At 66.3% G+C, this 22459-nt stretch carries 21 protein-coding genes; 6 read left to right on the top strand and 15 right to left on the bottom strand.

Annotation, left to right across the window (positions count from 1 at the left end):
• Positions 1–87: 87 nt before the first annotated feature.
• From ACP7AI_RS11340 to ACP7AI_RS11380, 9 genes are all read right to left on the bottom strand, one after another.
• The gene (locus ACP7AI_RS11340) at positions 88–447 is read right to left on the bottom strand and encodes a HesB/IscA family protein (RefSeq protein WP_426167388.1); all 360 of its coding nucleotides are present in this window, start codon (positions 445–447) and stop codon (positions 88–90) included.
• A complete protein-coding gene (locus ACP7AI_RS11345; protein ID WP_426167390.1) occupies positions 447–899 on the bottom strand; it encodes a DUF59 domain-containing protein in 453 nt (150 codons plus the stop codon). The genes ACP7AI_RS11340 and ACP7AI_RS11345 overlap by 1 nt, the downstream gene beginning before the upstream one ends.
• Entirely contained in the window at positions 896–2128 is a 1233-nt protein-coding gene (locus tag ACP7AI_RS11350) for an aminotransferase class V-fold PLP-dependent enzyme (protein ID WP_426167392.1), read from the bottom strand. Before ACP7AI_RS11350 ends, ACP7AI_RS11345 begins: the two co-directional genes overlap by 4 nt.
• The gene (locus ACP7AI_RS11355) at positions 2125–2877 is read right to left on the bottom strand and encodes a SufD family Fe-S cluster assembly protein (RefSeq protein WP_426167394.1); all 753 of its coding nucleotides are present in this window, start codon (positions 2875–2877) and stop codon (positions 2125–2127) included. The genes ACP7AI_RS11350 and ACP7AI_RS11355 overlap by 4 nt, the downstream gene beginning before the upstream one ends.
• Positions 2874–3614: a Fe-S cluster assembly ATPase SufC gene (sufC, locus tag ACP7AI_RS11360; RefSeq protein WP_426167396.1), complete on the bottom strand. Its 741-nt coding sequence runs from the start codon at positions 3612–3614 to the stop codon at positions 2874–2876. Before sufC ends, ACP7AI_RS11355 begins: the two co-directional genes overlap by 4 nt.
• Positions 3614–4048 carry a hypothetical protein gene (locus ACP7AI_RS11365; RefSeq protein ID WP_426167398.1) on the bottom strand — a complete coding sequence of 145 codons (435 nt, stop codon included), beginning with the start codon at positions 4046–4048 and terminating at the stop codon, positions 3614–3616. Before ACP7AI_RS11365 ends, sufC begins: the two co-directional genes overlap by 1 nt.
• Positions 4045–5538 (bottom strand): Fe-S cluster assembly protein SufB, encoded by a 1494-nt coding sequence (gene sufB / locus ACP7AI_RS11370; protein WP_426167400.1) that lies wholly within the window; start codon positions 5536–5538, stop codon positions 4045–4047. Before sufB ends, ACP7AI_RS11365 begins: the two co-directional genes overlap by 4 nt.
• Positions 5535–5990, bottom strand: coding sequence for an SUF system Fe-S cluster assembly regulator (locus tag ACP7AI_RS11375; protein WP_426167402.1), 456 nt, complete (start codon positions 5988–5990; stop codon positions 5535–5537). Before ACP7AI_RS11375 ends, sufB begins: the two co-directional genes overlap by 4 nt.
• 97 nt (positions 5991–6087) lie before the next feature.
• Positions 6088–6933, bottom strand: a complete 846-nt coding sequence (locus ACP7AI_RS11380; protein WP_426167404.1) for an AraC family transcriptional regulator — start codon at positions 6931–6933, stop codon at positions 6088–6090.
• A 410-nt stretch (positions 6934–7343) separates the two neighbouring features.
• Here ACP7AI_RS11380 and ACP7AI_RS11385 point away from each other — a divergent pair, with 410 nt between their 5' ends.
• Entirely contained in the window at positions 7344–7874 is a 531-nt protein-coding gene (locus tag ACP7AI_RS11385) for a c-type cytochrome (protein ID WP_426167406.1), read from the top strand.
• Between the two features lie 33 nt (positions 7875–7907).
• On the opposite strand, the gene ACP7AI_RS11390 is transcribed toward ACP7AI_RS11385, so the two are convergent.
• The 6 genes from ACP7AI_RS11390 to ACP7AI_RS11415 form a co-directional block, all read right to left on the bottom strand.
• Positions 7908–8393: a TspO/MBR family protein gene (locus tag ACP7AI_RS11390; RefSeq protein ID WP_426167408.1), complete on the bottom strand. Its 486-nt coding sequence runs from the start codon at positions 8391–8393 to the stop codon at positions 7908–7910.
• A gap of 27 nt (positions 8394–8420) precedes the next feature.
• On the bottom strand, positions 8421–9647 hold the full coding sequence (locus ACP7AI_RS11395; RefSeq protein ID WP_426167410.1) for a geranylgeranyl diphosphate reductase: 1227 nt from the start codon (positions 9645–9647) through the stop codon (positions 8421–8423).
• The gene (locus ACP7AI_RS11400; protein ID WP_426167412.1) at positions 9644–10951 is read right to left on the bottom strand and encodes a BCD family MFS transporter; all 1308 of its coding nucleotides are present in this window, start codon (positions 10949–10951) and stop codon (positions 9644–9646) included. The genes ACP7AI_RS11395 and ACP7AI_RS11400 overlap by 4 nt, the downstream gene beginning before the upstream one ends.
• Positions 10948–11853 (bottom strand): chlorophyll synthase ChlG, encoded by a 906-nt coding sequence (chlG, locus tag ACP7AI_RS11405; RefSeq protein WP_426167414.1) that lies wholly within the window; start codon positions 11851–11853, stop codon positions 10948–10950. The genes ACP7AI_RS11400 and chlG overlap by 4 nt, the downstream gene beginning before the upstream one ends.
• Before the next feature lie 76 nt (positions 11854–11929).
• Positions 11930–13342: a transcriptional regulator PpsR gene (ppsR, locus tag ACP7AI_RS11410; RefSeq protein WP_426167416.1), complete on the bottom strand. Its 1413-nt coding sequence runs from the start codon at positions 13340–13342 to the stop codon at positions 11930–11932.
• 63 nt (positions 13343–13405) lie between these two features.
• Positions 13406–14305, bottom strand: a complete 900-nt coding sequence (locus ACP7AI_RS11415) for a cobalamin B12-binding domain-containing protein (RefSeq protein WP_426167418.1) — start codon at positions 14303–14305, stop codon at positions 13406–13408.
• 209 nt (positions 14306–14514) lie between these two features.
• Between ACP7AI_RS11415 and bchF the strand changes: the two genes are divergently transcribed.
• The 5 genes from bchF to bchL are packed head-to-tail and all read left to right on the top strand — an operon-like array spanning position 14515 to position 22450.
• On the top strand, positions 14515–15042 hold the full coding sequence (gene bchF / locus ACP7AI_RS11420) for a 2-vinyl bacteriochlorophyllide hydratase (RefSeq protein ID WP_426167420.1): 528 nt from the start codon (positions 14515–14517) through the stop codon (positions 15040–15042).
• Entirely contained in the window at positions 15039–16307 is a 1269-nt protein-coding gene (locus ACP7AI_RS11425) for a ferredoxin:protochlorophyllide reductase (ATP-dependent) subunit N (RefSeq protein ID WP_426167422.1), read from the top strand. Before bchF ends, ACP7AI_RS11425 begins: the two co-directional genes overlap by 4 nt.
• Positions 16308–16311: 4 nt before the next feature.
• The gene (gene bchB, locus ACP7AI_RS11430) at positions 16312–17862 is read left to right on the top strand and encodes a ferredoxin:protochlorophyllide reductase (ATP-dependent) subunit B (RefSeq protein WP_426167424.1); all 1551 of its coding nucleotides are present in this window, start codon (positions 16312–16314) and stop codon (positions 17860–17862) included.
• Positions 17852–21541 (top strand): magnesium chelatase subunit H, encoded by a 3690-nt coding sequence (locus ACP7AI_RS11435; protein ID WP_426167426.1) that lies wholly within the window; start codon positions 17852–17854, stop codon positions 21539–21541. Before bchB ends, ACP7AI_RS11435 begins: the two co-directional genes overlap by 11 nt.
• A 9-nt stretch (positions 21542–21550) precedes the next feature.
• Entirely contained in the window at positions 21551–22450 is a 900-nt protein-coding gene (gene bchL / locus ACP7AI_RS11440; protein WP_426167428.1) for a ferredoxin:protochlorophyllide reductase (ATP-dependent) iron-sulfur ATP-binding protein, read from the top strand.
• Positions 22451–22459 lie beyond the last annotated feature (9 nt).

Consider the following 22459-nt stretch of genomic DNA (forward strand, 5'->3'; position numbering starts at 1 on the left):
TTCCGCCCCGCCCACTATGTTCAAAAGCTGGGGCGCCGCGCGCGCTCACATTCCGGGGGGGGGGCGCCCCCCCGCCCCCCCCGACCGTTATACGGTAAAGCTCTCGCCGCAACCGCAACTGCCCTTGGAATTGGGGTTCTCGAAGACGAAGCCGGCGGCGAAATCGTCTTCTTTCCAGTCCATGCGGCTGCCGATCAGGTACATCAGGCTGCCGCCGTCGATGAACAAGGTGCCGCCCTCGGTGGCCACCGCCTCGTCGCCGGGCTTGGCCTCGGTGACATAGTCGAGGCTGTAGGCAAGGCCCGAGCAGCCGCGCTTGGGTGTCGTCAGGCGGACACCGGCAGCGGGCTGCGGTGCCCTGGCGATGATCTCGGCAATGCGGCGCGCGGCGTTTTCGGTCACCGTGATCGGGGCCGGTCGCGGGCGGCGCAGGGTAGTCGCTTCCATCACAACATTCCCATCTCGAGCTTGGCCTCGTCGCTCATCTTGCCGGGGTCCCAGGCCGGATCCCAGACCAGGTTGACCTCGGCCGATGCGATGCCCGGCACGCTCATCACCCGCATCTCGACTTCGCCGGGCATGGTCTCGGCAACCGGGCAGTGCGGCGTCGTCAGCGTCATGGTGACGACACCATGACCGTCGGCGACCTCGACATTGTAGATCAGCCCCAAGTCATAGATGTTCACCGGGATTTCGGGATCGAAGATCTGGCGCAGCGCCGCGACGACGTCGTCAACGATCGTGCCGCCGGGGGCATCCGCCACCTCGACCGGCGTCGGCTTGTTCAGGAAACCTTCCAGATAGTCTGGGTTGCGCGCCTCCATCGCGCGCAGCGGCGGCGCCTTGGGCACCGGCGCGGCCTCGCCGACTTCCTCGATCTCGAATGTGCGTTCGGTCATGCGCCTGTTCCCGAAGTTCCAAATATGCGTGTCACCCGCTCGATGCCGGCAGCCAGCCGCGTGACATCGTCAAGATCGTTGTAGATGCCGAAGCTCGCCCGCGCCGTCGCCGGCACGCCGAGTGTCGCCATCAGCGGCTGGGCACAATGGTGCCCGGCGCGAATGGCAACGCCACTTTCATCCAATATGGTGCCGATGTCATGGGGATGCACCCCCTCGATGGCGAAGGACAGGATGCCGGCGCTGTCCTCTGGCCCGAACAATGTCACCGAATTGATGCGGCCGAGCGCCTGACGGGCGGCGGCGACCAGTACCGCCTCATGGGCGTGGATGGCGTCGAGACCGATCGATTCGACATAATCGATGGCCGCGGCGAGGCCCATGACGCCGGTGATGTGCGGGGTGCCGGCCTCGAATCGCTGCGGCGGCGGCGCATAGGTGGTGCGCTCGAAGCTGACTGTCTCGATCATGGCGCCACCACCCTGCCAGGGCGGCATCGATTCGAGCAGCTCGGCACGCCCCCACAGCACGCCGATGCCGGTCGGACCATAAAGCTTGTGCCCCGAAAACACGTAGAAGTCGGCGCCCAGCGCCTGCACGTCGAGCTTCAGCCGCGGTGCCGCCTGGCAGCCATCGACCATGAGCAGCGCGCCGACACCATGCGCGGCGCGGGCGATCCGCGCGACATCGGCGACACCGCCGAGCACATTGGAGACATGGGCGATGCTGACCAGCTTCGTCCGCTCGGTCAGCAGCGCTTCGAGCGCGTCCTCGTCGATGCGGCCATCGGCGGTCAGCGGCGCCACGTCGATCTCGATGCCGACGCGGTCGCGCAGCAGCTGCCACGGCACGATATTGCTGTGATGCTCCAACTGCGTCAGCAGGATGCGGTCGCCAGGCTGCAGCCGCTGGCCCCAGCTTTGCGCGACGAGATTGATGCCCTCGGTGGCGCCGCGGACGAAGATCACCTCGCTGGGTGATGTCGCGCCGATGAATCGGGCAACCTTTTCGCGCGCCTCCTCGAAGCGCATCGTCATGGTGGCGGAGCGTTCATAGACGCCGCGATGAACGGTGGCATAGTCGACGCCATAGGCGCGGGCGATGGCGTCGATCACCATCTGCGGCTTTTGCGCGGTCGCGGCGGTGTCAAGATAGGCCCAGTTGCCGGCCAGGCCGGGGAAATCGTCGCGATGCGCGTGCCGCGCCGGAGGTGGAACATGGGCGTTCATGCGAGCAATCCCGTCACCCGGGCTTCAGCCACGTCGCGCGCAGCGTCGTCGGCAATGCCGGCGAGCGCGTCCGACAGGAAGGCGCGGGTCAGCAGCGCGCGGGCCTCCACCGGCGGAATGCCGCGGCTTTCGAGGTAGAACAGCGCGTTGCGATCGAGCTCGCCGACAGTCGCGCCATGGGCGCATTTGACGTCATCGGCGAAGATCTCGAGCTCCGGCTTGGCATTGGCGGTGGCGCCGCGGTCGAGCAGCAGCGCCTTGAAGCTTTGCGCCGCATCGGTCTGCTGGCCGGCGCGGGCGACCGCGACCTTGCCGAGATAGGTGGCGGTGGCGGTATCACCGGCAACGCAGCGGACAATCTGCCGGCTGGTGGCACCGGGGCCGAGATGGCGGACCGTGGTGACGATCTCCAGTGTCTGGCTGCCCTTGGCGATGATGACGCCGCCCAGCTCGAACGCCGCGCCGGCCTGCATTTCCACGTCGACGGCGATGCGGCCATAGTCGCTGCCGCCGACGACCAGATGCAGGCTCATCCGTGCTTCGACACCAAGTTGGATGGTCAAATGCCGGATTTGTTCACCGCCGGGCTGCCCCAGCTGCAGGATAACGCGGCGTTCGCTGCCGCCGTCGGTTACCTCGATGACCTCGTCCATTACCGGCCAAGCGCGCGCGACGGCGGCAATGTCGCTGTAACGCCACTCCTCCTGCCTGCGCGTCGGCGGCGGCGTAGTGGCCGCGAGCGCTGTCATGCGGCAATGCTCACATAGCCGTCGCGCTCCAGTGTGTGCGCCAGCTCGGGTCCGCCGGTGCGGACGATGCGGCCGGCGACAAGAACATGGACGAAATCGGGCACCACATAGTCGAGCAGCCGCTGGTAATGGGTGATCAGCAGCGTCGCACGGGCCGGCGAACGCATGCGATTGATGCCATCCGACACGACGCGCAGCGCGTCGATGTCGAGGCCGCTGTCGGTTTCGTCGAGAACCGCCAGCTTCGGTTGCAGCACCGCCATCTGGACCATCTCGTTGCGCTTCTTCTCGCCGCCCGAAAAGCCCTGGTTCACGCTGCGTTTCAGCATGTCATAGGGCAGGCCGAGGTCGGCCGCGGCGGCTTTCGCCAGCTTCATGAACTCGGCACCGCTGGCTTCGGCCTCGCCGCGCAGCGTCCGCTGGGCATTGAGTGCGCTGCGCAGGAACATCAGGTTCGAAACGCCGGGGATTTCGACCGGATATTGCAACCCCAGGAACACGCCGGCGGCGGCGCGCTCGTGCGGCGCCAGCGCCAGCAGGTCCTGGCCGTCGAAGGTAACGCTGCCGGCGGTGACCTCATAGCCGGCGCGGCCGGCGAGCACGTACGACAAAGTCGACTTGCCGGCGCCGTTCGGTCCCATGATGGCATGAACCTCACCGGCGCCGACGCTCAGCGTCAGGCCGTTGAGGATGGTCTTGCCGTCGATTTCGGCGTGAAGATTGTCGATCTTGAGCACTAATCGGCCTTTGCAGGAGCTGGCGCAGGGACGGTCCCGGCAGCGGGCGGCGCCTCGGATGCGGTCTGGCGGTTGACGATCGTGACGACGGTCTGCTGGCGCAAATCGTCCTCGATGGTGGCGATCGACGCTTCGGCAACCGCCTTCGACCGGTCGATGCTGAATTTCGGATGGCCGATCTGGTGAAACGCGATGACATCGGCCATCAGCGCATTGCGCAGCGGCTTGCAGGCGAGGACAACCCGGTCGCCCAGCGTGCCGGCGGCGTCGGCTTTGACGTCGATTTCCTTCGCGCCACGGGTGATGCAGTCCGAATATTCCTTGGTCGCGCGATCAAGTCTTTTCTGCTGCGCTTCGCCCTCCGTCGACGCGCGCTGCGCCGGCGGCGAGCAGGCGGCGAGGGCTAGAAGCGCGAAAATGAGGCCGGTTTTCATCCCACCGACCCCTCGAGGCTGATGCCGAGCAGCTTTTGCGCCTCGACGGCAAACTCCATCGGCAGCTGCTGCAGCACTTCCTTGCAGAAACCGTTGACGATCAACGCGACCGCCGCCTCGGCATCCAGCCCGCGCGACTGGGCGTAGAACAGCTGGTCGTCGCTGATCTTCGACGTCGTCGCCTCATGCTCGATGATCGCCGACGGGTTACGGACCTCGATATAGGGAACCGTGTGCGCGCCGCATTCGGACCCGAGCAGCAGGCTGTCGCACTGGGTATGGTTGCGCGCGCCCTCTGCCGACGCGGCGACACGCACCAGGCCGCGATAGGTGCCTTGGCTACGGCCCGCCGAAATGCCCTTGCTGACGATCGTCGAGCGCGTGCCCTTGCCGAGATGGATCATCTTGGTGCCGGTATCGGCCTGCTGGCGATTGTTGGTCACCGCGACCGAATAGAATTCGCCCACCGAATCCTCGCCTGACAGCACGCAGGACGGGTATTTCCAGGTGATGGCACTGCCGGTTTCGACCTGGGTCCAGCTGACTTTGCTGCGCTTGCCGAGGCAATTGGCGCGCTTGGTCACGAAATTATAGATGCCGCCGAGGCCATTGGCATCGCCCGGGTACCAGTTCTGCACGGTCGAGTACTTGATCTCGGCATCGTCCATCGCCACCAGCTCGACCACAGCGGCGTGCAGCTGGTTCTCGTCGCGCATCGGCGCCGTGCAGCCTTCGAGATAACTGACGTGCGAACCCTTGTCGGCGATGATCAGCGTGCGCTCGAATTGGCCGGTGTTGGCGGCATTGATGCGGAAATAGGTGCTCAATTCCATCGGGCAGCGCACGCCTTCGGGAATGTAGACGAACGTCCCGTCCGAAAACACCGCACTGTTCAGGCAGGCGAAATAGTTGTCGTGCTGCGGCACGACGCTGCCGAGCCATTTGCGGACGAGGTCGGGATACTCCTTCACCGCCTCCGAAATCGACCGGAAGATGACGCCGGCGCGCTCCAGCTCGGCCCGGAAGGTCGTCGCGACGCTGACCGAATCGAACACCGCGTCCACGGCAATGCGCCGCGAACCCTCGACACCCGCCAGCATTTCCTGCTCGGCGATCGGAATCCCCAGCTTTTCATAGGTGCGCCGGATCTCCGGATCGAGCTCGTCGAGCGATCCGATCGTCGATTTCGCCTTGGGCGCCGCATAATAATAGGCGTCCTGATAATCGATCGGCGCGATGTCGAGCTTGGCCCAGTCCGGCGATTCCATCGTCAACCACTTGCGATAGGCCTTCAGCCGCCAGTCGAGCAGCCATTGCGGCTCGGATTTCTTCGCCGAAATATAGCGCACAGTGTCCTCGGACAGGCCCTTGGGCGCCATCTCGGACTCGATATCGGAGGCGAAACCCCATTTGTAGGTTGCCAGGTCGGCGACGGCGGCACGCGCCTCGGCATCCTGTCCGGGGGGTGCGAAGTCGATATTGTCGGTCATGCCACCACCTCGCCAACGATTTCCGCCGGCGCAAGTCGCGCTGCCGCCGCAGGGCGCAGCAGGTCTGCCAGCGTCACCGCCTCGAGCGCGGCGCGCACCGCCTGGTTGATCGGGCCCCAATGGCCGCGGACGCCGCAGCGGCCCTCGATGGCGCAATCGCCGGTCTCGCCCGACACACAGCTGGTCAGTGAAATCGGGCCGTCGACGGCCTCCACAATGGCGGCAACGCTGATCATTTCGGCCGGTCGCGCCAGGGTAAAGCCCCCGGCGACCCCGCGCGAGGCCAGCAGCAAGTCGGCGCGGGCCAATGTTCCCATCAGCTTGGCGACGGTCGGCACCGGGATCGATGTCGTCTCGGCAACGCGCGCCGCTGACAGCCGCGCCTCGGGTGCACGCGCCGCCGCGGTCATCACGACCACGGCATAATCGGCTAGGTTGGTCAGGCGGATCACGCGGGAGCCCTTAAAGCGGATGAATATGGTCCGGCTTATGTGGGGCGGGTGGCGGCGGTGTCAACGCGCAATTGCGGTGAAGCGTTCTCCCGGCGACCTAGCTATAACGCGCCAGCTTGTGCATTTCGGGCATCAGGGTCCGGCGCACGATTGTCAGGCGCATCAGGGGTGCCGCCTCGATCATGAACCGGCTTGGCGTCATCCCGACGAACTGCTTGAATTCCCGGATGAAATGCGGCTGGTCGTAATAGGCATGGTCGGCCAGGTCGGCCCATCCCCTGGCCTCGCCATTGCCGAGCCGGACAGCGGCGTTGAGCGTCCGGTACTTGCGCGACAGCATCTTGGGCGAGGCGCCATAGATACGCTTGGCCAGCCGTTCGACGGACCGCGCCGACATACCGGATTTTTCGATCAGCGTGTCGACATCGGGATTGGGCGAACTCGTTAGCCAGTCGTCGGTCAGCGCGGTGAACCAGCGCGGCGTGGCATGGGCATGGGCCAGCAGGCCGAGGAAAAAGCGATCGGCGGCAGCGACACGCTCGGCATCGCTGCGGGCCATCAGCATGTCGCCGAACACCGTGTCGGCGGCGGGCCCGACGACGCCCGACAGATCGACGACATCATCGGCATAGCGGTCCGCAGGCTCCCCGATCAGGGTCGACCAGCCTTCGGGCAGCACGCCGACGCCGAACAGCTGCAGCGGGCCGACCGAGGAATATTTGGCCGATCCTGTCGTGGGGCCCTGGACATGCACCGGGCCCGGCGTGCGGCTATGGCCGTTGATGAACGTGTTGGTCGGCTTGCCGCAGGTTACGATGCGGATCTGCGGCAATTCGGCGCGCATGAGGTCGCTGAAAACCGCATCATTCGATTCGAACCAATAGTATGATGAGAGGTACCGGCGCAGTGGCGCGGCCGGGGTGAAATAACGGATGCTGACCACGCGACTTACCCCCTCACGCCACAACGTGACCGACCTAACCATGTTATGGTTACAAACCTGTTGACCAAATTCAACCTGCTCGGTGAACGATCGCGGCCCGCTTTTCCGCCGTGCGAAAAAAGCGGCCCGGAACAGATGCTTCCGCTCCGGGCCGTTAAGTTAAAGGATGCGTGGCAGCAGCAGGTTTGCCGCTGAGACGCTCCCTTCGGGTCGCAGGAGCGGTTTAGGAGCAGCCGATTCGAAAATATTGTAAATATCCGCCAAAAGCGTTTTGGCCGGACCGTGGCCGCCTCGCGGACGGACCGGTCTCCCATCGGCACGGTGACAAGCGGCCTGCCGATCGTTGCCGCAGGGAACCGAACCGGGCTACAAGGTGTAGGCTAGGGACAAACTCGAGGGAGACCGAAATCATGTCGTCTGTACCGTTCGCGCGCCTGCTGCTGAGCGCCGCAATTCTGACCGGCGTTGCCGCTTGCGGTGGCGATACGTCCACATCGACGACGACATCGACCACCACCGCCGAAACAACCGCACCCGCCGCAGCGCCCGAAGCGACAGCGCCGGCCGCAGTGCCGGCCACCGAGACTGCCGCTGCGCCCGCTACCCCGGCGGCAGGCGTGACGCTGGCGTCGCTGACCGGCGATGCCACCAAGGGCGAGCAGGTTTTTGGCCAGTGCAAGACCTGCCACGTCGTCGAAAAGGGCGTGAACCGCGTCGGCCCCTCGCTGTGGGGCGTCGTCGGCCGCAAGGCCGGCAGCATCGAAAACTTCAAATATTCGCCCGCCAACAAGAACAGCGGCTTTACCTGGACCGACGAGCAGCTGTTCACCTATCTCGAGGCCCCGCAAAAGGTCATCCCCGGCACCTACATGGCCTTTGCCGGCCTGAAGAAGCCGCAGGATCGCGCCGACGTCATCGCGTTCTTGAAGACCAAGGCCTGAGGATCAGGGGCGGGGGAAGCTCCCCCGCCCCCATCATGTGAACGGCCGGTTCAGCACTACGACCGCTGCATTCAGCAGCCCGGCAAAGGTGACCCACAACAGATAGGGCACCAGCAGCCAGGCGGCGGTACGTGAAACGCGGCCGCAGGCGACGATGAGCGTCGCGATCGATGCCCACAGGATCCAGACTTCCCAGCCGGCCAGGTCGGGCCGCTGGGCGCGAAAAAACAGAAAGCTCCACAACAGGTTGAGAAACCCGTTGATCGCGAACAGGCCGATCAGGTTGTTGGCGCTGTCACGCGTCGGCGCCGCCATCCAGGCGGTCACTGCGGCGATGGCGCAGAGGCCGAAGATCAGCGTCCAGGCTGGCCCGAAGGCGATGTCGGGCGGCGCCCAGCTTGGCTGCCTCAGGCCCTGGTACCATGGCCCCAGCACGGTGATCGTCGCCCCCAGCGTCGCGATCAGCGATGTGGTGACCGCGGCGACAGAGGCGGGCAGGAACCAGCGACCGGCGTTCATGCCGGCCGCTTTATCATCATCGACAGCTCAGGGGCGGGCACTCGCGCCTTCCTTGGATTTTCCGGAAAACAATGCGCCGAGCAACTGGCCGGTATCCTTCAGGAAAATCTTGACATGGGCCATCGGCTTTTTGCGGACGAGCTCCTTGTTCATGTAGGATTCCCACGTCAGCTGCTGGATATCGGGATCGCGGCACAGCTTGACGAAACGCTCGCGCATGTTGTCGCTGCGATACCAGAACCACTGCATGATCCCGAGCACCATGAAGACCTGGCCATGCGCCTTCATGAACTTCTTTCGAGCGGTCTTCAGCGCCGCAGCATTGCCGGTGCGCAGGAATTCGCCGGCCGATTCGGCGGCCAGCCGCCCGGCGGTCATCGCGTAATAGATGCCTTCCCCCGATGCCGGCGCCACGACGCCGGCGGCGTCACCGGCGACGATGACGTCCTTGCCGTTGTCCCAGCGCTTGCGGGGCTTCAGCGGGATCGGTGCACCCTCGACGCGGATCGTCTTGAAGGCATCGAGGCCGGTCTGTTCGCGCAGCCGGGCCACCGCGTCGCGCATGGCGAAGCCCTTGACCGCGCTGCCGACGCCGACGCTGGTCTTGTCGCCGTGCGGGAAGATCCAGGCGTAGAAGTCGGGGGACAGATTGCCCTGGTAATAGATGTCGCAACGCCCGCCTTCGAAGCCGCGAAAGCCCTCCGGCGGCGATTCGATGACTTCATGGTAAGCCGAAACGAACCGCGGCTTGTCCTCCACGGGCAGCGAGGCGCGGGCGACACCCGAGTTGCCGCCGTCGCAGCCGATGACGACCCGTCCGCGCACCCGTACCGGCTCGCTGCCGCGCTCGGCGCCCTTGGGACGATAGGCGATGACCGCAGTGCCATCGGTGTCGCGCTCCAGCTCCTCGAACGTGCCGTCGATCCGCGTCGCGCCGTTGGCCGTCGCGCGGACCCGCAGCCATTCGTCGAACACTTCGCGATCGACGAGGCCGACGAAACCGTCGCCGACCGGCATGTCGACCGCCATGTGCGACGGCGCGATCATCCGGGCCGAGGTGGCGCGCGCGCACAGCTGGTCGAGCGGCACCTCGAAATCCTTGAGCAGGCGCGGCGGCACGGCGCCGCCGCAGGGCTTGATGCGCCCGGCGCGATCGAGCAGCAGCACCTTGTGGCCGGCGCGCGCCAAGTCGTCGGCGGCGGTGGCGCCCGATGGGCCGCCGCCCACCACGATGGCGTCGAATGTCTCGGTCATGCGATGGCCTCCCTCTGGATGCTGGCTCTGCTGTTGTCGTTGAGGCGCGACGCGATCAGCGCAGCACCCAGGAACATCACCGCCTCGACGGCGAATACGGTTTCAAAGGCGGGGCCATCGGCGCCGAACAACCGGCGGCCGACATCGACCGCGCTGGCGCCGAAAAAGCCGCCGAGGCCAAAGGCCGCGGCCTGGGCGGCGCCCCACAGCCCCATGCGAATACCCTCATGCCCGGCACCGCCGCGGCCGGCGAGTTCGAGCATCGAGCCGATCGCCGCCACTGCGAACACGCCATTGGCAAAACCGAGGCCGAACACCGTCGGCGCCAGCGGCCAGCCGGGCCCGGCCGTCGCTGCCATGGCGAGCGCCGCCAGGGCCAGCGCCGAGCCGATGCAGCCGCCGACGATCCAGCGTTTCAGCTTCAGCCCGGCACGGCCGCCAAAGCCATGGCCGGCCACCCCGACGAGGATCATCCCGAGCAGCACACCCTGGTGCTGGACACCCGACAGCGACGTCGACTGGCCGGGCGTGAGGCCGAACACCAGCCCGGCAAAGGGTTCGAGGATCAAGTCCTGCGTTGCATAGGCGAGCATCGCGACGAAGACGAACAGGCTGAACAGACGGGTGACCGGATCGTCCCAGATACCGCGCAGCGCCTCGCCGAACGCCACAGGTGGGGCCCGCGACTCGGGGGCCGGCGCGGCTTGTCCCTCGATGCCGGCGACGCCGAGGCAGGCCAGGACGAAGGCGCCACCTGCCACGCCGATCGCGACCTGCAGCAGGCGTTCCGGCGAATAGGGCTCGAGCAGGCGTCCCGCGACACCCGCGGTGACGACGATACCGAGGATCATCATGATCCAGGTCAGTGATGCTGCCGCCGGGCGCCGCGCCTCCGCCGTCCGCGTCGCCAGCAGCGCCAGCAACGAAGTGCCGGCGGCGCCGACCCCGCCGCCGATCATGGCATAGGCGAGGATCGCTAGCGCCAGCGCCGGCATCAGCGGGCCGTGCAGCATCAGCGTCGCCTGGGTCGCCAGCACACCGCCCAGCGCCAGCACGCCCATGCCGCCGATGATCCACGGTGTCCGCCGCCAGCCGATATCGGAGCCATGGCCCCATTTCGGCCGGCTCAGCTGGACGGCGTAGTGAAACGCCACCAGCCCGGCGGGCAGTGTCGCCGCCTGGGCATATTCGACGACCATGACCCGGTTGAGCAGCGATGTCGCCAGCATGACCACCGCGCCGATGGCGCTCTGCACCAGCCCGAGTCGGGCGATGCCGAGCCATGACAGCGGCGCCCGCGTCACCCGGCCAGCCCCCGCAACCCGAAGGCCGCGACCAGCATGCCGAGCACATAGAGCGAGGTGCCGGTGGCGTTGTAGAAGGGTGCGTGTTTCGCCGGGTCCGCCAGCAGCTTCTGCATCAGCAGGAACTGGCAGGCGATCGACAGCATGACCAGCGCCGACGGAAAGATCGCCCCCCAGTTCGCCAGCAGCAGCGCGACCACGAGTTGCGGCACCGCCATGGTGAAACACGCGACCAGCGCCGCCCGGCGCTCGCCGAGGATGACCGGCAACGACCGCACATTGCTGACGCGGTCGCCTTCGACCGCCTTGAAATCGTTGAGGACCATGATGCCATGGGCGCCGGCGGCATATAGCGCCAGCACGGCGAGGATGCGGCCGTCGGGCAGGCCGCCGACCATGACCGCGGCGCCGGTAAACCAGGTCAACCCCTCATAGGCGGCGGCACAGACCCCTGGACCCCACCAGCCATTGGCCTTGGCGCGGATCGGCGGCGCGCTGTAGATCCAGGCGAGAAACACGCCGAGCACCGTCGCCGCGCCGACCACCGGATTGATCGCCCAACCGACGATCAAGGAGACGATCGTGCCGGCAATGGCGATGTACAGCCCCCAGCGCCCGGGAATACGACCCGACGGGATCGGCCGCTGCGGTTCATTGATTGCATCGACGTGCCGATCGAACCAGTCGTTGATCGCCTGGCTGTTGCCGCACACCAGCGGCCCGGCCAGCAGCATGCCGGCGGCAAGGAACCCCCAGCGGTCGGCCAGCGGCACCCCCGACGACACGACCCCGCACATAAACGCCCACATCGGCGGAAACCAGGTTACCGGTTTCAGCAGCTCGAGCACGTCACGGGGCCGCGGCACGCGCCGCTGTTCGATCGGAAGTGTCACCCCGTCCATGAGTGTAAGCTAGACTTGACACAAAGAGGCGTCAACGAAATTGGGCGACAGAAAGGCGGCAAATATGCCGTCCGCGCTAGTCGTTGTCCGACAGGTTCCCAAGTCCATGACGGTGGAGCTTCGAATAAAGGCTCTGCCGCGATAGGCCGAGGATCTCGGCGGCCGAAGCGCGGTTGTCCGACGTGTAGGTAAGCGCCGCCTCGATGCACAGACGCTCGATGAGATCGGTCGATTCGCGGACGATTTCCTTCAGCGAAACCCGCCCGACCAGCTCAGTCAACTGCTCGACCGATCGTGGCACCTGCCGGTCATCGGCCACGACCACGGGCGGGCGGCCGACGACCCGCAGGCTTAAGCCGTGGCGGACCGCGCCGGCGTCTTCGGTTGTCACCGCCGACACCTCGACTTCGGCTTCGGATCCGCCACTGCCGTGCACCACCGTTGCAAAGCCGCGCACGCTGCCATGCTCGCGCAGCTGCGATTCGAGCAGCGCGACGTCGATACCTGGCCGGCCAAGGAACGTCGTCAGCGCCCGGCCGCGGACATCGTCGCGGCGCGGCTGCTGGACCAGGTCGAGAAATGCGCCGTTGGCGGCGAGAATGTTCAGCGTGCCGTCGGTAAGCACAAAGGCATCGGGCATCCGCTCCAGCACCTCATCGAGCGGCCGGTCGGATACGGAGATACCGGGCGTCGACAGTGGGACCATACGCACCAGCAAGGCGTTGCCGCGATCCTGCCGGTACAACGTCGCCGATACGCGCGCCGGCTGGCCATCCGCAAGCCGCAGCCGGCCGGGGTGGCGCTGTTCGGCGGCTGCCGCGGCGCCGACAAGGGCGATTGCCGCATCGCGATCGTCGGGATGGATGATTGCGGTAAAGGGTGACGAATCGAGCGGGCCGGCGCCCAGGCCGGCGATACGGCGGGCCGCCGGATTGGCCTCCAGCAGGCGCCGGCTGGTGGCATCGATGACGATAATCGCTTCGGGTGCACTGTCGAACAGCAGGCGGTACCGCGCCTCGAGCTGGCGCAGGCGCAGCGAGTCGCGCTCCATCGCCTGCTGGGCCCGCAACAGCCGCTGCTGCATGGCAGCGGTTGCCCGCACATCGCGCCCAATGGCAACGAAGCCGCCATCACGGCCGCTCGGCATCGCCAGATAGCGGACAGGCAGGTCGCCGGAAGGTGTCTCGTGATTGACCTGGCGCCAGCGCCCGGGGACACCGCCGCCCGCCAGCATCTCATCGATCTTGCCGCGGTTCTCGGGCGCCACCGTATCGGCCCAGGGCCGATCGACCCATTCGTCGAAGCCGTGCCCGGAAAGCTCGTCACCACCGATGCTGACATCACGGATGATGCCCTTGCCGTCGATCACCAGGGTGATGTCACACGCCGCCGCCAGCGCCTGGGTGGCGACATCCGCCGGCAGGGCGGCAAGGCCTCCCGACAACGTTTCCGTCGTGCGGTGCCGGTGTGTGGCCGTGCGCGCGTCCATGGTTGGTGCGGGCCATCTCCTGTGCTGTCGCGAATTATCGCAGGTGGATATCGAAGCCAGAAATTACAACGTGTCCCGCGCAACAGATGTGCCGGCCGCGAGCCGCCGGGTGAGCAGTGTTTCGGCGAGGGTGACCGCCAGCTGTCCGTCAGCGGCGGTGCCGTCGGCGCCGATCTCGGTCGCCAATGCCGGCTGTTCGGTGAAGACACGGCCCCCGACGAGCACCAGCACGGCCGGATTGCGCGACGCGCGGCGAATGGCGCCGATCGTGCGCGCCAGCGGGGCGGCATGGCGTTCGACGCTGACGGTGATGCCGATGATGTCGAACGAGCGGCCGGCGGCAAGCGCCACCAGTTCGTCCTCATCGAGCGCCGGGGCGCTCCAGGTCTGCCAGCCGGCGCGGCGGAAAAATTCCTCCACGATGATGGCGCCGAAGCCATGCTGTTCGCCTGGAGCCGGGGCGAACAGGGCGCGGCGGTCGACGCCCTCGATCGGCGCAATGCCGGGCAGCAGCGCCGACAACGCGTGGACGATCTCCTGCAGCCGCCACAGCCCCATCGTCACGTCGACGAAATCGCAGGCATCCTCGTCCCACCAGCTGCCGAGTCGGCGAGCGGCGGGCGCCAGCAGATGCAGATAGGCGGTTTCCACGCTGACGCCATTGGCCATCAGCGCCTCGACGCGGGCGAGCAGCGGTGCCACTTCCTCGGTCAGGGTCGCGGCGGCGAACTGGTCGGCATAGCCGTCGGGAATGCCGGCGTTCGGCATGGCGACGATCGGCATCGGCATCCCGGGGTTGCCATGGGCAAGCAGCAGGCGCGGGATGATGTCGGATTCGATGACACGGGCAAGGGCATCGGGGCTGGCGCCCTCGCGCGTTCGAAAGGCGGCGCGCCGGGCACGGTCCCAGCCGCGGCTGGCGGCAATGCGCGCCTCTGCAACGATGTCGAGCATCGACGTCATGTCACGACCCGCCACATCGTGCGACTGGCCCTGAGTGTTCGGCTGCTGCCGAAATGCTGAATCCCCATGTCGCAAGGCTATCGACCCGCTTCCTTGGCTGCAAGACCATGAGTGTGCGCTGCACAATGATATGTCAAATCTTTTTGACGTAAAGTCAGGTTGACACTCTTCCGGGGGGTGGTAGGTTTCGATGGTAGGGGAGTGACGGCGTGACCACGCAAGTGAACAAGGCAGTGACGAAGCAGGGAAATCGGCCGTTATATACGGCCGAGGAACGTGCCCGCCGCGACGCGTCGCCCTGGACGCTGGTGCAGGGCGTGCTGGCGCCTGTGCAGTTCCTGATCTTCGGCGTCAGCCTGTACCTTGTCGTCAATTACTTGCGCACCGGCGAACATCACGACGCCGCCATCTGGTCGGTCGTCGTCAAGACAATGGCGCTCTACACCATCATGATCACCGGCGCGATCTGGGAGAAAGTCGTCTTCGGCCGCTATTTGTTCGCGCCGTCCTTCTATTGGGAGGATGTCTTCTCGATGCTGGTGATCGCGCTGCACACTGCCTATCTGGTGGCGTTGTTCGGCGGCTGGCTCGATGATCGGCAACTGATGCTGCTCGCGCTCGCGGCCTATGCCACCTATGTCGTCAACGCCGGCCAGTTCATCTGGAAGCTGCGCATGGCGCGGCTGCAGGTCGCCGGCGACACAAATTCCGAAACGGCAACGGCGGTGGCCGCATGACCGTGGCGCTGGCTCCCGCCGCCCGGATCGACTCGCCGCCGGTCTTGCGCGAGCGCGGGCAACGCGAAGTTTTCTGCGGACTGACCGGCATCGTCTGGCTGCACAGGAAGGTCCAGGATGCGTTTTTCCTGGTCGTCGGCAGCCGCACCTGTGCCCATCTGCTGCAATCGGCCGCGGGCGTCATGGTCTTTGCCGAGCCGCGGTTCGGCACCGCGATCATCGAGGAGCGCGACCTGGCCGGCCTTGCCGACGCCAATGAGGAACTCGACAAGGTCGTCCATCGCCTGCTGGCGCGCCGGCCGGAGATCAAGCTGCTGTTCCTCGTCGGCTCCTGCCCCAGCGAAGTCATCAAGCTCGACCTGAGCCGCGCCGCCGAGCGGCTGAACGTTACCCATGCGCCCAATGTCCGCATCCTCAACTATTCGGGCAGCGGCATCGAAACGACGTTCACGCAGGGGGAAGACGCCTGCCTTGCGGCGCTCGTCCCCGAAATGCGCGAGGAAGCGGCCGACCAGCTGCTCATCGTCGGCGCGCTGCCCGACATCGTCGAGGACCAGTTCCGCCGCCTGTTCGCCGAGCTCGGCATCAAGCGTGTCGACACGCTGCCGCCGCGCCGGGCCAAGGACCTGCCCGGCGTCGGCCCGGGGACGCGTTTCCTGCTCGCCCAGCCGTTCCTCGGCGACACCGCGCGGGCGCTGGAGACACGCGGCGCCGTCCATCTGCCGGCGATGTTCCCCTTCGGTGCCGAGGGCACCACGGCCTGGCTGCACGCCGCCGCCACCGAATTCGGCATCGACGAGATGCATTTCCGCAGCGTCGTCGCGCCGGGCCGCGAACGCGCCAAGCGCGCGCTGGCCCGCCATGCCGAGCGGCTCCAGGGCAAATCGATCTTCTTCATGCCCGATTCGCAGCTCGAGGTGCCGCTGGCACGCTTCCTTGCCGCCGAACTGGGCATGACGATCGTCGAGGTCGGCACGCCTTACCTGCACCGGGGCCATCTTGCCGACGATCTCGCGGCGCTGCCCGCCGGCACCCAGATTTCCGAAGGCCAGGATGTCGACAAGCAGCTCGACCGGGTCCGCGCCGCGCGTCCCGACCTGACGGTCTGTGGTCTCGGCCTCGCCAATCCGCTGGAGCGCGAGGGCCTCTCGACGAAGTGGGCGATCGAGCTGGTGTTCTCGCCGGTCCATGGCTTTGAACAGGCGGGGGATCTCGCCGAACTCTTTGCGCGGCCGCTCGTCCGCCGCGACAAGTTGATGGTGTGACCCGGTGCAATTGACCGTCTGGACATATGAAGGCCCGCCGCATGTCGGGGCGATGCGCGTCGCCACCGGCATGAAGGGGCTGCACTATGTGCTGCACGCGCCGCAGGGCGACACCTATGCCGACCTGCTGTTCACGATGATCGAGCGCCGCGGCGAGCGGCCGCCGGTGACCTATACGACCTTCCAGGCGCGCGATCTCGGCACCGATACCGCCGAATTGTTCCAGAAATCGGCGCGCGACGCCTATGAGCGTTTTCAGCCCGAGGCGATGATTGTCGGCGCGTCGTGCACCGCCGAGCTGATCCAGGACGATCCCGCCGGCCTCGCGCTGACCATGGGCCTGCCGTGCCCGATCATCGCGCTCGATCTGCCGAGCTATTCCCACAAGGAAAATTGGGGCGCTGCGGAGACCTTCTACCAGATCGTGCGGCAGCTTGCCGACAAGGGCCGCAAGGCGCCGGCGCGGGACGGCCGCCGGCTGCGCGCCAACCTGCTCGGGCCCACGGCGCTGGGCTTCCGCCATCGCGACGATATCGTCGAGGTGACCAAGCTGTTGAATAGCCTTGGTATCGATATCCATGTCTGCGCGCCGATGGGGTCGACGCCGTCGGCCATCACCGGGCTGGGCGAGGCGGATTTCAACGTCGTGCTCTATCCCGAAATCGCCCATGAGGCGGCGCGCTGGCTCGAAAAGACCTTTGGCCAGAAATATACGAAAACCATCCCGATCGGCGTCAACGCCACCCGCGAATTCATCGCCGAGGTCTGCGCGATTGCCGGCATCGAGGCGCCTGTCGACCCCGATGCAGGCCGCATGCCCTGGTGGTCGCGCTCGGTCGATTCGACCTATCTCACCGGCAAGCGGGTCTTCATCTTCGGTGATGCGACCCATGCCGTCGCCGCGGCGCGCATCGCATCCGAGGAACTCGGCTTCGAGGTCGTCGGGCTCGGCTGCTACAACCGTGAATTCGCGCGCGATATTCGCACCGCGGCCGCCAAATATGGCGTCGAGCCGCTGATCACCGACGATTATCTCGTCGTCGAGGATGCCATCGCCGCCGCCAATTGCGAGCTGGTGCTCGGCACCCAGATGGAGCGCCACATCGCCAAGCGGCTGAGGCTGCCCTGTGCGGTCATCTCCGCCCCCGTCCATGTCCAGGATTTCCCGGCGCGCCACAGCCCGCAGATGGGTTTCGAAGGCGCGAACGTGATCTTCGACACCTGGGTCCATCCGTTGGTGATGGGGCTGGAGGAGCACCTGCTCACCATGTTCCGCGACGATTTTGAGTTTTCGGACGCCAATGGTCCGAGCCATCTCGGCCACGGCGGCGGTCACGCCATCAAGCTGGAAACCATTGAAGAACCGATCGAAATCGCGCCCGTAGTCGCAGAGGCCGAAGGCTGGCAGCCCGACGCCGAGCGCGAGCTGATGAAGATCCCGTTCTTTGTCCGTGGCAAGGCCAAGCGGAACACCGAACGCTACGCCAACGAAAAGGGCGTCACCGCCATCACCGTTGAAACGCTGTACGAGGCCAAGGCCCATTATGCGCGCTGACACCCCCCCGACGCACGGCGCGCCCGAAGTCCGGGTGGTGATCATCACGCTCGACAACCACCTGTCGGGGGCCATCCAGCGCGCCCGGGCGCGTTTCACCGCCGAACAGCCCGGCGTCAGCATCGGTTTCCATGCCGCTGCCGACTGGGAAGACGAGGCCAAGCTGGCCGCCGCGCGGGCCGATATTGCCCGGGGTGACATCATCCTGACCTCGATGATCTTCCTCGAGGACCAGATCCGCGCCATCAAGCCGGCGCTGGAGGCCCGCCGCGAGGCCTGTGACGCGATGATCGGCATCATGTCGGCCAGCGAGATCGTCAAGATGACGCGTATGGGCGACTACCGCATGGATGCGCCGCCGAAAGGGCCCTTGGGGTGGCTGAAAAAGCTGCGCGGCTCGTCGAAGGAAGGCGCGCCGAACAGCGGCGCCGCCCAGATGGCGGTGCTGCGGCGGCTGCCCAAGCTGCTGAAATGGGTGCCGGGGACGGCGCAGGACGTGCGCGCCTATTTCCTGACGCTGCAGTATTGGCTGGCCGGGTCCGATGACAATGCCTTTGCCATGGTGCGGGCGTTGGTCGATCGATATGCCGCCGGGCCGCGGGCGTCGCTGCGCGGCAGTTTCAAGGCCGATCTGCCGCGCGATTATCCCGATGTCGGCATCTATCACCCCGATCTGCCGCACCGGATGAGCGAGAAACTCGCCGATCTGCCGGCGCGGAAACCCGATGCCGGCACCGTCGGCCTGGTGCTGCTGCGCTCCTATGTGCTCGGCAACGACGCCAACCATTATGACGGCGTCATCCGGGCGCTCGAAGCCCGCGGCCTCAACGTCATCCCGGCGTTCGCCGGCGGTCTCGATGCGCGCCCGGTGATCGAGACGCTGTTCATGCAGGACGGCGTCGCGACGGTCGATGCCGTCATCAACCTGACCGGTTTCAGCCTGGTCGGTGGCCCCGCCTATAACGACTCCACGGCCGCGGAAGAGATACTGGCACGCCTCGATCGCCCGTACATCGCCGCCCATCCGGTCGAGTTCCAGTCGCTGCAGGGCTGGGGCGCCAATCGCCAGGGGCTGCTGCCGCTCGAATCGACGATCATGATCGCCATTCCCGAGCTCGACGGCGGCACCACGCCGATGGTTTTCGGCGGGCGTTCGGATGGCACCGATGCCGCCTGCACCGGCTGCGAACGTGGCTGCACCTGGGCCACCGGTGGCCAGGTCCGTGCCATGCAGGCCTGCCCGGAACGCGCCGAGGCACTGGCGGCGCGCATGGTCAAGCTGGTCGACCTGCGCCGCGTCGAGGCAGCGCAGCGCAAGATCGGCGTCGTGCTGTTCAATTTCCCGCCCAATGGTGGCGCCGCCGGCACCGCGCAGTTCCTCGCGGTGTTCGAATCGCTGCACGAAACGCTGAAGCGCCTGCACGCCGAGGGCTATGACGTCGACGTGCCGGCCACCGCCGACGAGGTGCGCAGCCGCATTCTGCAGGGCAATGCCCAGCGCCACGGCATGGAAGCCAATGTCCATGCCAAGGTTCCGGCGGAAACCATCGTCGCCAACGAGCCATTCCTTGCCGAAATCGAGGCCGAATGGGGCCCCGCGCCAGGCAAGTTCCAGACCGACGGGCAGAATGTCTTCATCCTCGGCGCGCAGTTCGGCAACGTCTTCGTCGGCATCCAGCCCGCGCTCGGCTATGAAGGCGACCCGATGCGGCTGCTGTTCGAGGGCCGTTTTGCACCGACCCATGCCTTCATGGCCTTCTACCGCTGGCTTCGCAACGATTTCCAGGCCCATGCCGTGCTGCATTTCGGCACCCATGGCAGCCTGGAATTCATGCCCGGCAAGCAGACCGGGCTGACCGCGAAGTGCTGGCCGGAGCGCCTGATCGGCGATCTGCCCAACATCTATCTCTATGCCGCCAACAATCCGTCGGAAGGCGTGCTCGCCAAGCGGCGTTCGGCGGCGACCCTGGTCAGCTATCTGACCCCGGCGCTGACCAATTCGGGCATCTACAAGGGCCTTGCCGACCTGAAGGCGACCGTCGAACGCTGGCGCAGCGCCGATCCGGGCAGCGATGAACTGGCGCCGCTGGGCGAAATCATCGCCGAACAGGCGGCGGCGCTCGATCTCGACGGCAGCGACGTGCCGGCTTTGGCGGCCAACCTCTATGAAATCGAACGCGAATTGATCCCGCAGGGGCTGCATGTCGCGGGCCGCGCGGCAACGCCGGAGGAACGCGCCGACATGCTGGCGGCGGTGGCGACGACCCGCGACGTGCCGGTTTCGGCGGAAACCATCGCAAAAATCCTTGATGGCTCCATCAACCCGGATTCGCCGCTGTTGCGCGATCTCGTGGCGCTGAACGATGCCCTGGCGACCAATCACGAACTCGACGGCCTCGTCCATGCCCTTGCCGGCAACTATGTCCGGCCGGTTTCAGGTGGAGACCTGCTGCGGTCCCCTGAGATCCTGCCGACCGGCCGCAACATTCATGGCTTCGATCCGTTCCGGCTGCCGTCGGCCTTCGCTGTCCGCGACGGTTTCGCCCAGGCCCAGCGCATCGTCGACCGCAGCCTCGCCGATTCGGGGCATATCCCCGAAACCGTCGCGATGGTGCTGTGGGGCACCGATAATCTGAAATCCGAAGGCGCGCAGCTGGCCCAGGCGCTGGCGCTGATCGGCGCCCGGCCGCGCTTCGACAGCTATAACCGCCTCGCCGGTGCCGAGCTGATCAGTCTGGCCGAGCTTGGCCGGCCGCGCATCGATGTCGTCGTCACTTTGTCGGGCGTGTTCCGCGACCTGCTGCCGCTGCAGACGCGGATGCTGGCGCAGGCGGCGCTGCTCGCCGCCGAGGCCGACGAGCCGACGACGATGAACTTCGTCCGCAGGCACAGCCTGGCGCATGCCGCCGAACATGGCTGCGACCTCGAAACCGCGGCGCTGCGGGTCTATTCCAATGCCGAAGGGGCCTATGGCGCCAACGTCAATTTGCTGATCGATTCGAGCGGCTGGACCGACCCCAACGAACTCGCCGACTGCTACGAGCGGCAAAAGGGCTTTGCCTATGGCGTAAAGGGCGAGCCCGTCCGCCAGGCCGGGCTGCTGGCATCGGCGCTGAAGACCGTCGATTGCGCCTATCAGAACCTTGAATCGGTTGAACTGGGCATCACCGCGATCGACCAGTATGTCGACACATTGGGCGGCATCAGCCGCGCCATTACGCGTGCCAAGGGCGGCGAATCGGCGCCCGTCTACATCGGCGACCAGACGCAAGGGGCCGGCAAGGTGCGCTCGCTCAACGAACAGGTCGCGCTCGAAACCCGCACCCGTATCCTCAACCCGGTGTGGCAGGAAGGCCTGCTGCGCCACGGTTACGAGGGCGTGCGCCAGATCGAGGCGGCGGTGACGACGACGATGGGCTGGTCGGCGACGACCGGCGAGGTCGATCCCTGGGTATACCAGCGCATCACCGAGGCCTATGTTCTCGACGAAACGATGCGCAACCGCATCGCCGAGATGAACCCGCGCGCTGCCGCCAAGGTCGCCAACCGGCTGATCGAGGCATCGGAACGCAACTACTGGTCGCCGGACGCTGCCACCCTGGCAGCGCTCTATGCGGCGACCGACGCGGCGGAGGATATCCTGGAAGGGATATCCGGCGGCGTGCAACAGGCGGCTTGAGGTAAGATTATGGGATTGCTGGATCTCGAACGGCCCAAGGTCACCCCGCCCGATGGCGAAGGCAGCCTGCAGGTCAGCCTCGACCCGAACATGAAGATCGGCAACGCCAAGGTGTTCGCCGTCTATGGCAAGGGCGGCATCGGCAAGTCGACGACATCGTCGAACCTGTCCGCGGCCTTCTCGCTGCTCGGCAAGCGGGTGCTGCAGATCGGCTGCGACCCCAAGCATGATTCGACCTTCACGCTGACCAAGAAGCTGATGCCGACGGTCATCGACGTCCTCGAAACCGTCGAGTTCCACCATGAGGAACTGCGGCCCGAGGATTACATGTTCGAGGGCTATAACGGCGTCATGTGCGTCGAGGCGGGTGGTCCGCCGGCCGGTACCGGCTGCGGCGGCTATGTCGTCGGCCAGACGGTCAAGCTGTTGAAGCAGCATCACCTGCTCGAGGAAACCGACGTCGTCATCTTCGACGTGCTCGGCGATGTCGTGTGTGGTGGATTCGCAGCGCCGCTGCAGCACGCCGATCGCGCGCTGGTCGTCGCCGCCAATGATTTCGACAGCATCTTCGCGATGAATCGCATCGTTGCCGCCATCAAGGCCAAATCCAAGAACTATGAAGTCCGCATGGCCGGCGTCATCGCCAACCGTTCGGCCCAGACCGACGAGATCGACCGTTTCTGCGCCGCCACCGGCCTTGAGACGCTGGCGCATTTTCCCGATCTCGACGCCATCCGGCGCTCCCGGCTGAAGAAATGCACGATCTTCGAAATGGATTCGACGCCCGAGATCGAGGCCGTCTGCAACGAGTACAAGCGCCTGGCGGCGACGCTCTGGGCCGGCACCCGGCCGCTCGAAGCCAATCCGATGAAGGACCGCGACATCTTCGAGTTCCTCGGCTTCGAATGAGCAAGGCGG

The sequence above is a fragment of the Sandarakinorhabdus sp. DWP1-3-1 genome (genome assembly GCF_049896705.1).
Classification (GTDB): Bacteria; Pseudomonadota; Alphaproteobacteria; order Sphingomonadales; family Sphingomonadaceae; genus Sandarakinorhabdus.

Bases quoted from the DNA above. Each gene is read 5' to 3' on its own strand.
- ACP7AI_RS11340 (WP_426167388.1), bottom strand. From the start codon at position 447: ATGGAAGCGACTACCCTGCGCCGCCCGCGACCGGCCCCGATCACGGTG.
- ACP7AI_RS11345 (WP_426167390.1), bottom strand. From the start codon at position 899: ATGACCGAACGCACATTCGAGATCGAGGAAGTCGGCGAGGCCGCGCCG.
- ACP7AI_RS11350 (WP_426167392.1), bottom strand. From the start codon at position 2,128: ATGAACGCCCATGTTCCACCTCCGGCGCGGCACGCGCATCGCGACGAT.
- ACP7AI_RS11355 (WP_426167394.1), bottom strand. From the start codon at position 2,877: ATGACAGCGCTCGCGGCCACTACGCCGCCGCCGACGCGCAGGCAGGAG.
- ACP7AI_RS11365 (WP_426167398.1), bottom strand. From the start codon at position 4,048: ATGAAAACCGGCCTCATTTTCGCGCTTCTAGCCCTCGCCGCCTGCTCG.
- sufB (WP_426167400.1), bottom strand. From the start codon at position 5,538: ATGACCGACAATATCGACTTCGCACCCCCCGGACAGGATGCCGAGGCG.
- ACP7AI_RS11385 (WP_426167406.1), top strand. From the start codon at position 7,344: ATGTCGTCTGTACCGTTCGCGCGCCTGCTGCTGAGCGCCGCAATTCTG.
- ACP7AI_RS11390 (WP_426167408.1), bottom strand. From the start codon at position 8,393: ATGAACGCCGGTCGCTGGTTCCTGCCCGCCTCTGTCGCCGCGGTCACC.
- ACP7AI_RS11395 (WP_426167410.1), bottom strand. From the start codon at position 9,647: ATGACCGAGACATTCGACGCCATCGTGGTGGGCGGCGGCCCATCGGGC.
- chlG (WP_426167414.1), bottom strand. From the start codon at position 11,853: ATGGACGGGGTGACACTTCCGATCGAACAGCGGCGCGTGCCGCGGCCC.
- ppsR (WP_426167416.1), bottom strand. From the start codon at position 13,342: ATGGACGCGCGCACGGCCACACACCGGCACCGCACGACGGAAACGTTG.
- ACP7AI_RS11415 (WP_426167418.1), bottom strand. From the start codon at position 14,305: ATGACGTCGATGCTCGACATCGTTGCAGAGGCGCGCATTGCCGCCAGC.
- ACP7AI_RS11425 (WP_426167422.1), top strand. From the start codon at position 15,039: ATGACCGTGGCGCTGGCTCCCGCCGCCCGGATCGACTCGCCGCCGGTC.
- ACP7AI_RS11435 (WP_426167426.1), top strand. From the start codon at position 17,852: ATGCGCGCTGACACCCCCCCGACGCACGGCGCGCCCGAAGTCCGGGTG.
- bchL (WP_426167428.1), top strand. From the start codon at position 21,551: ATGGGATTGCTGGATCTCGAACGGCCCAAGGTCACCCCGCCCGATGGC.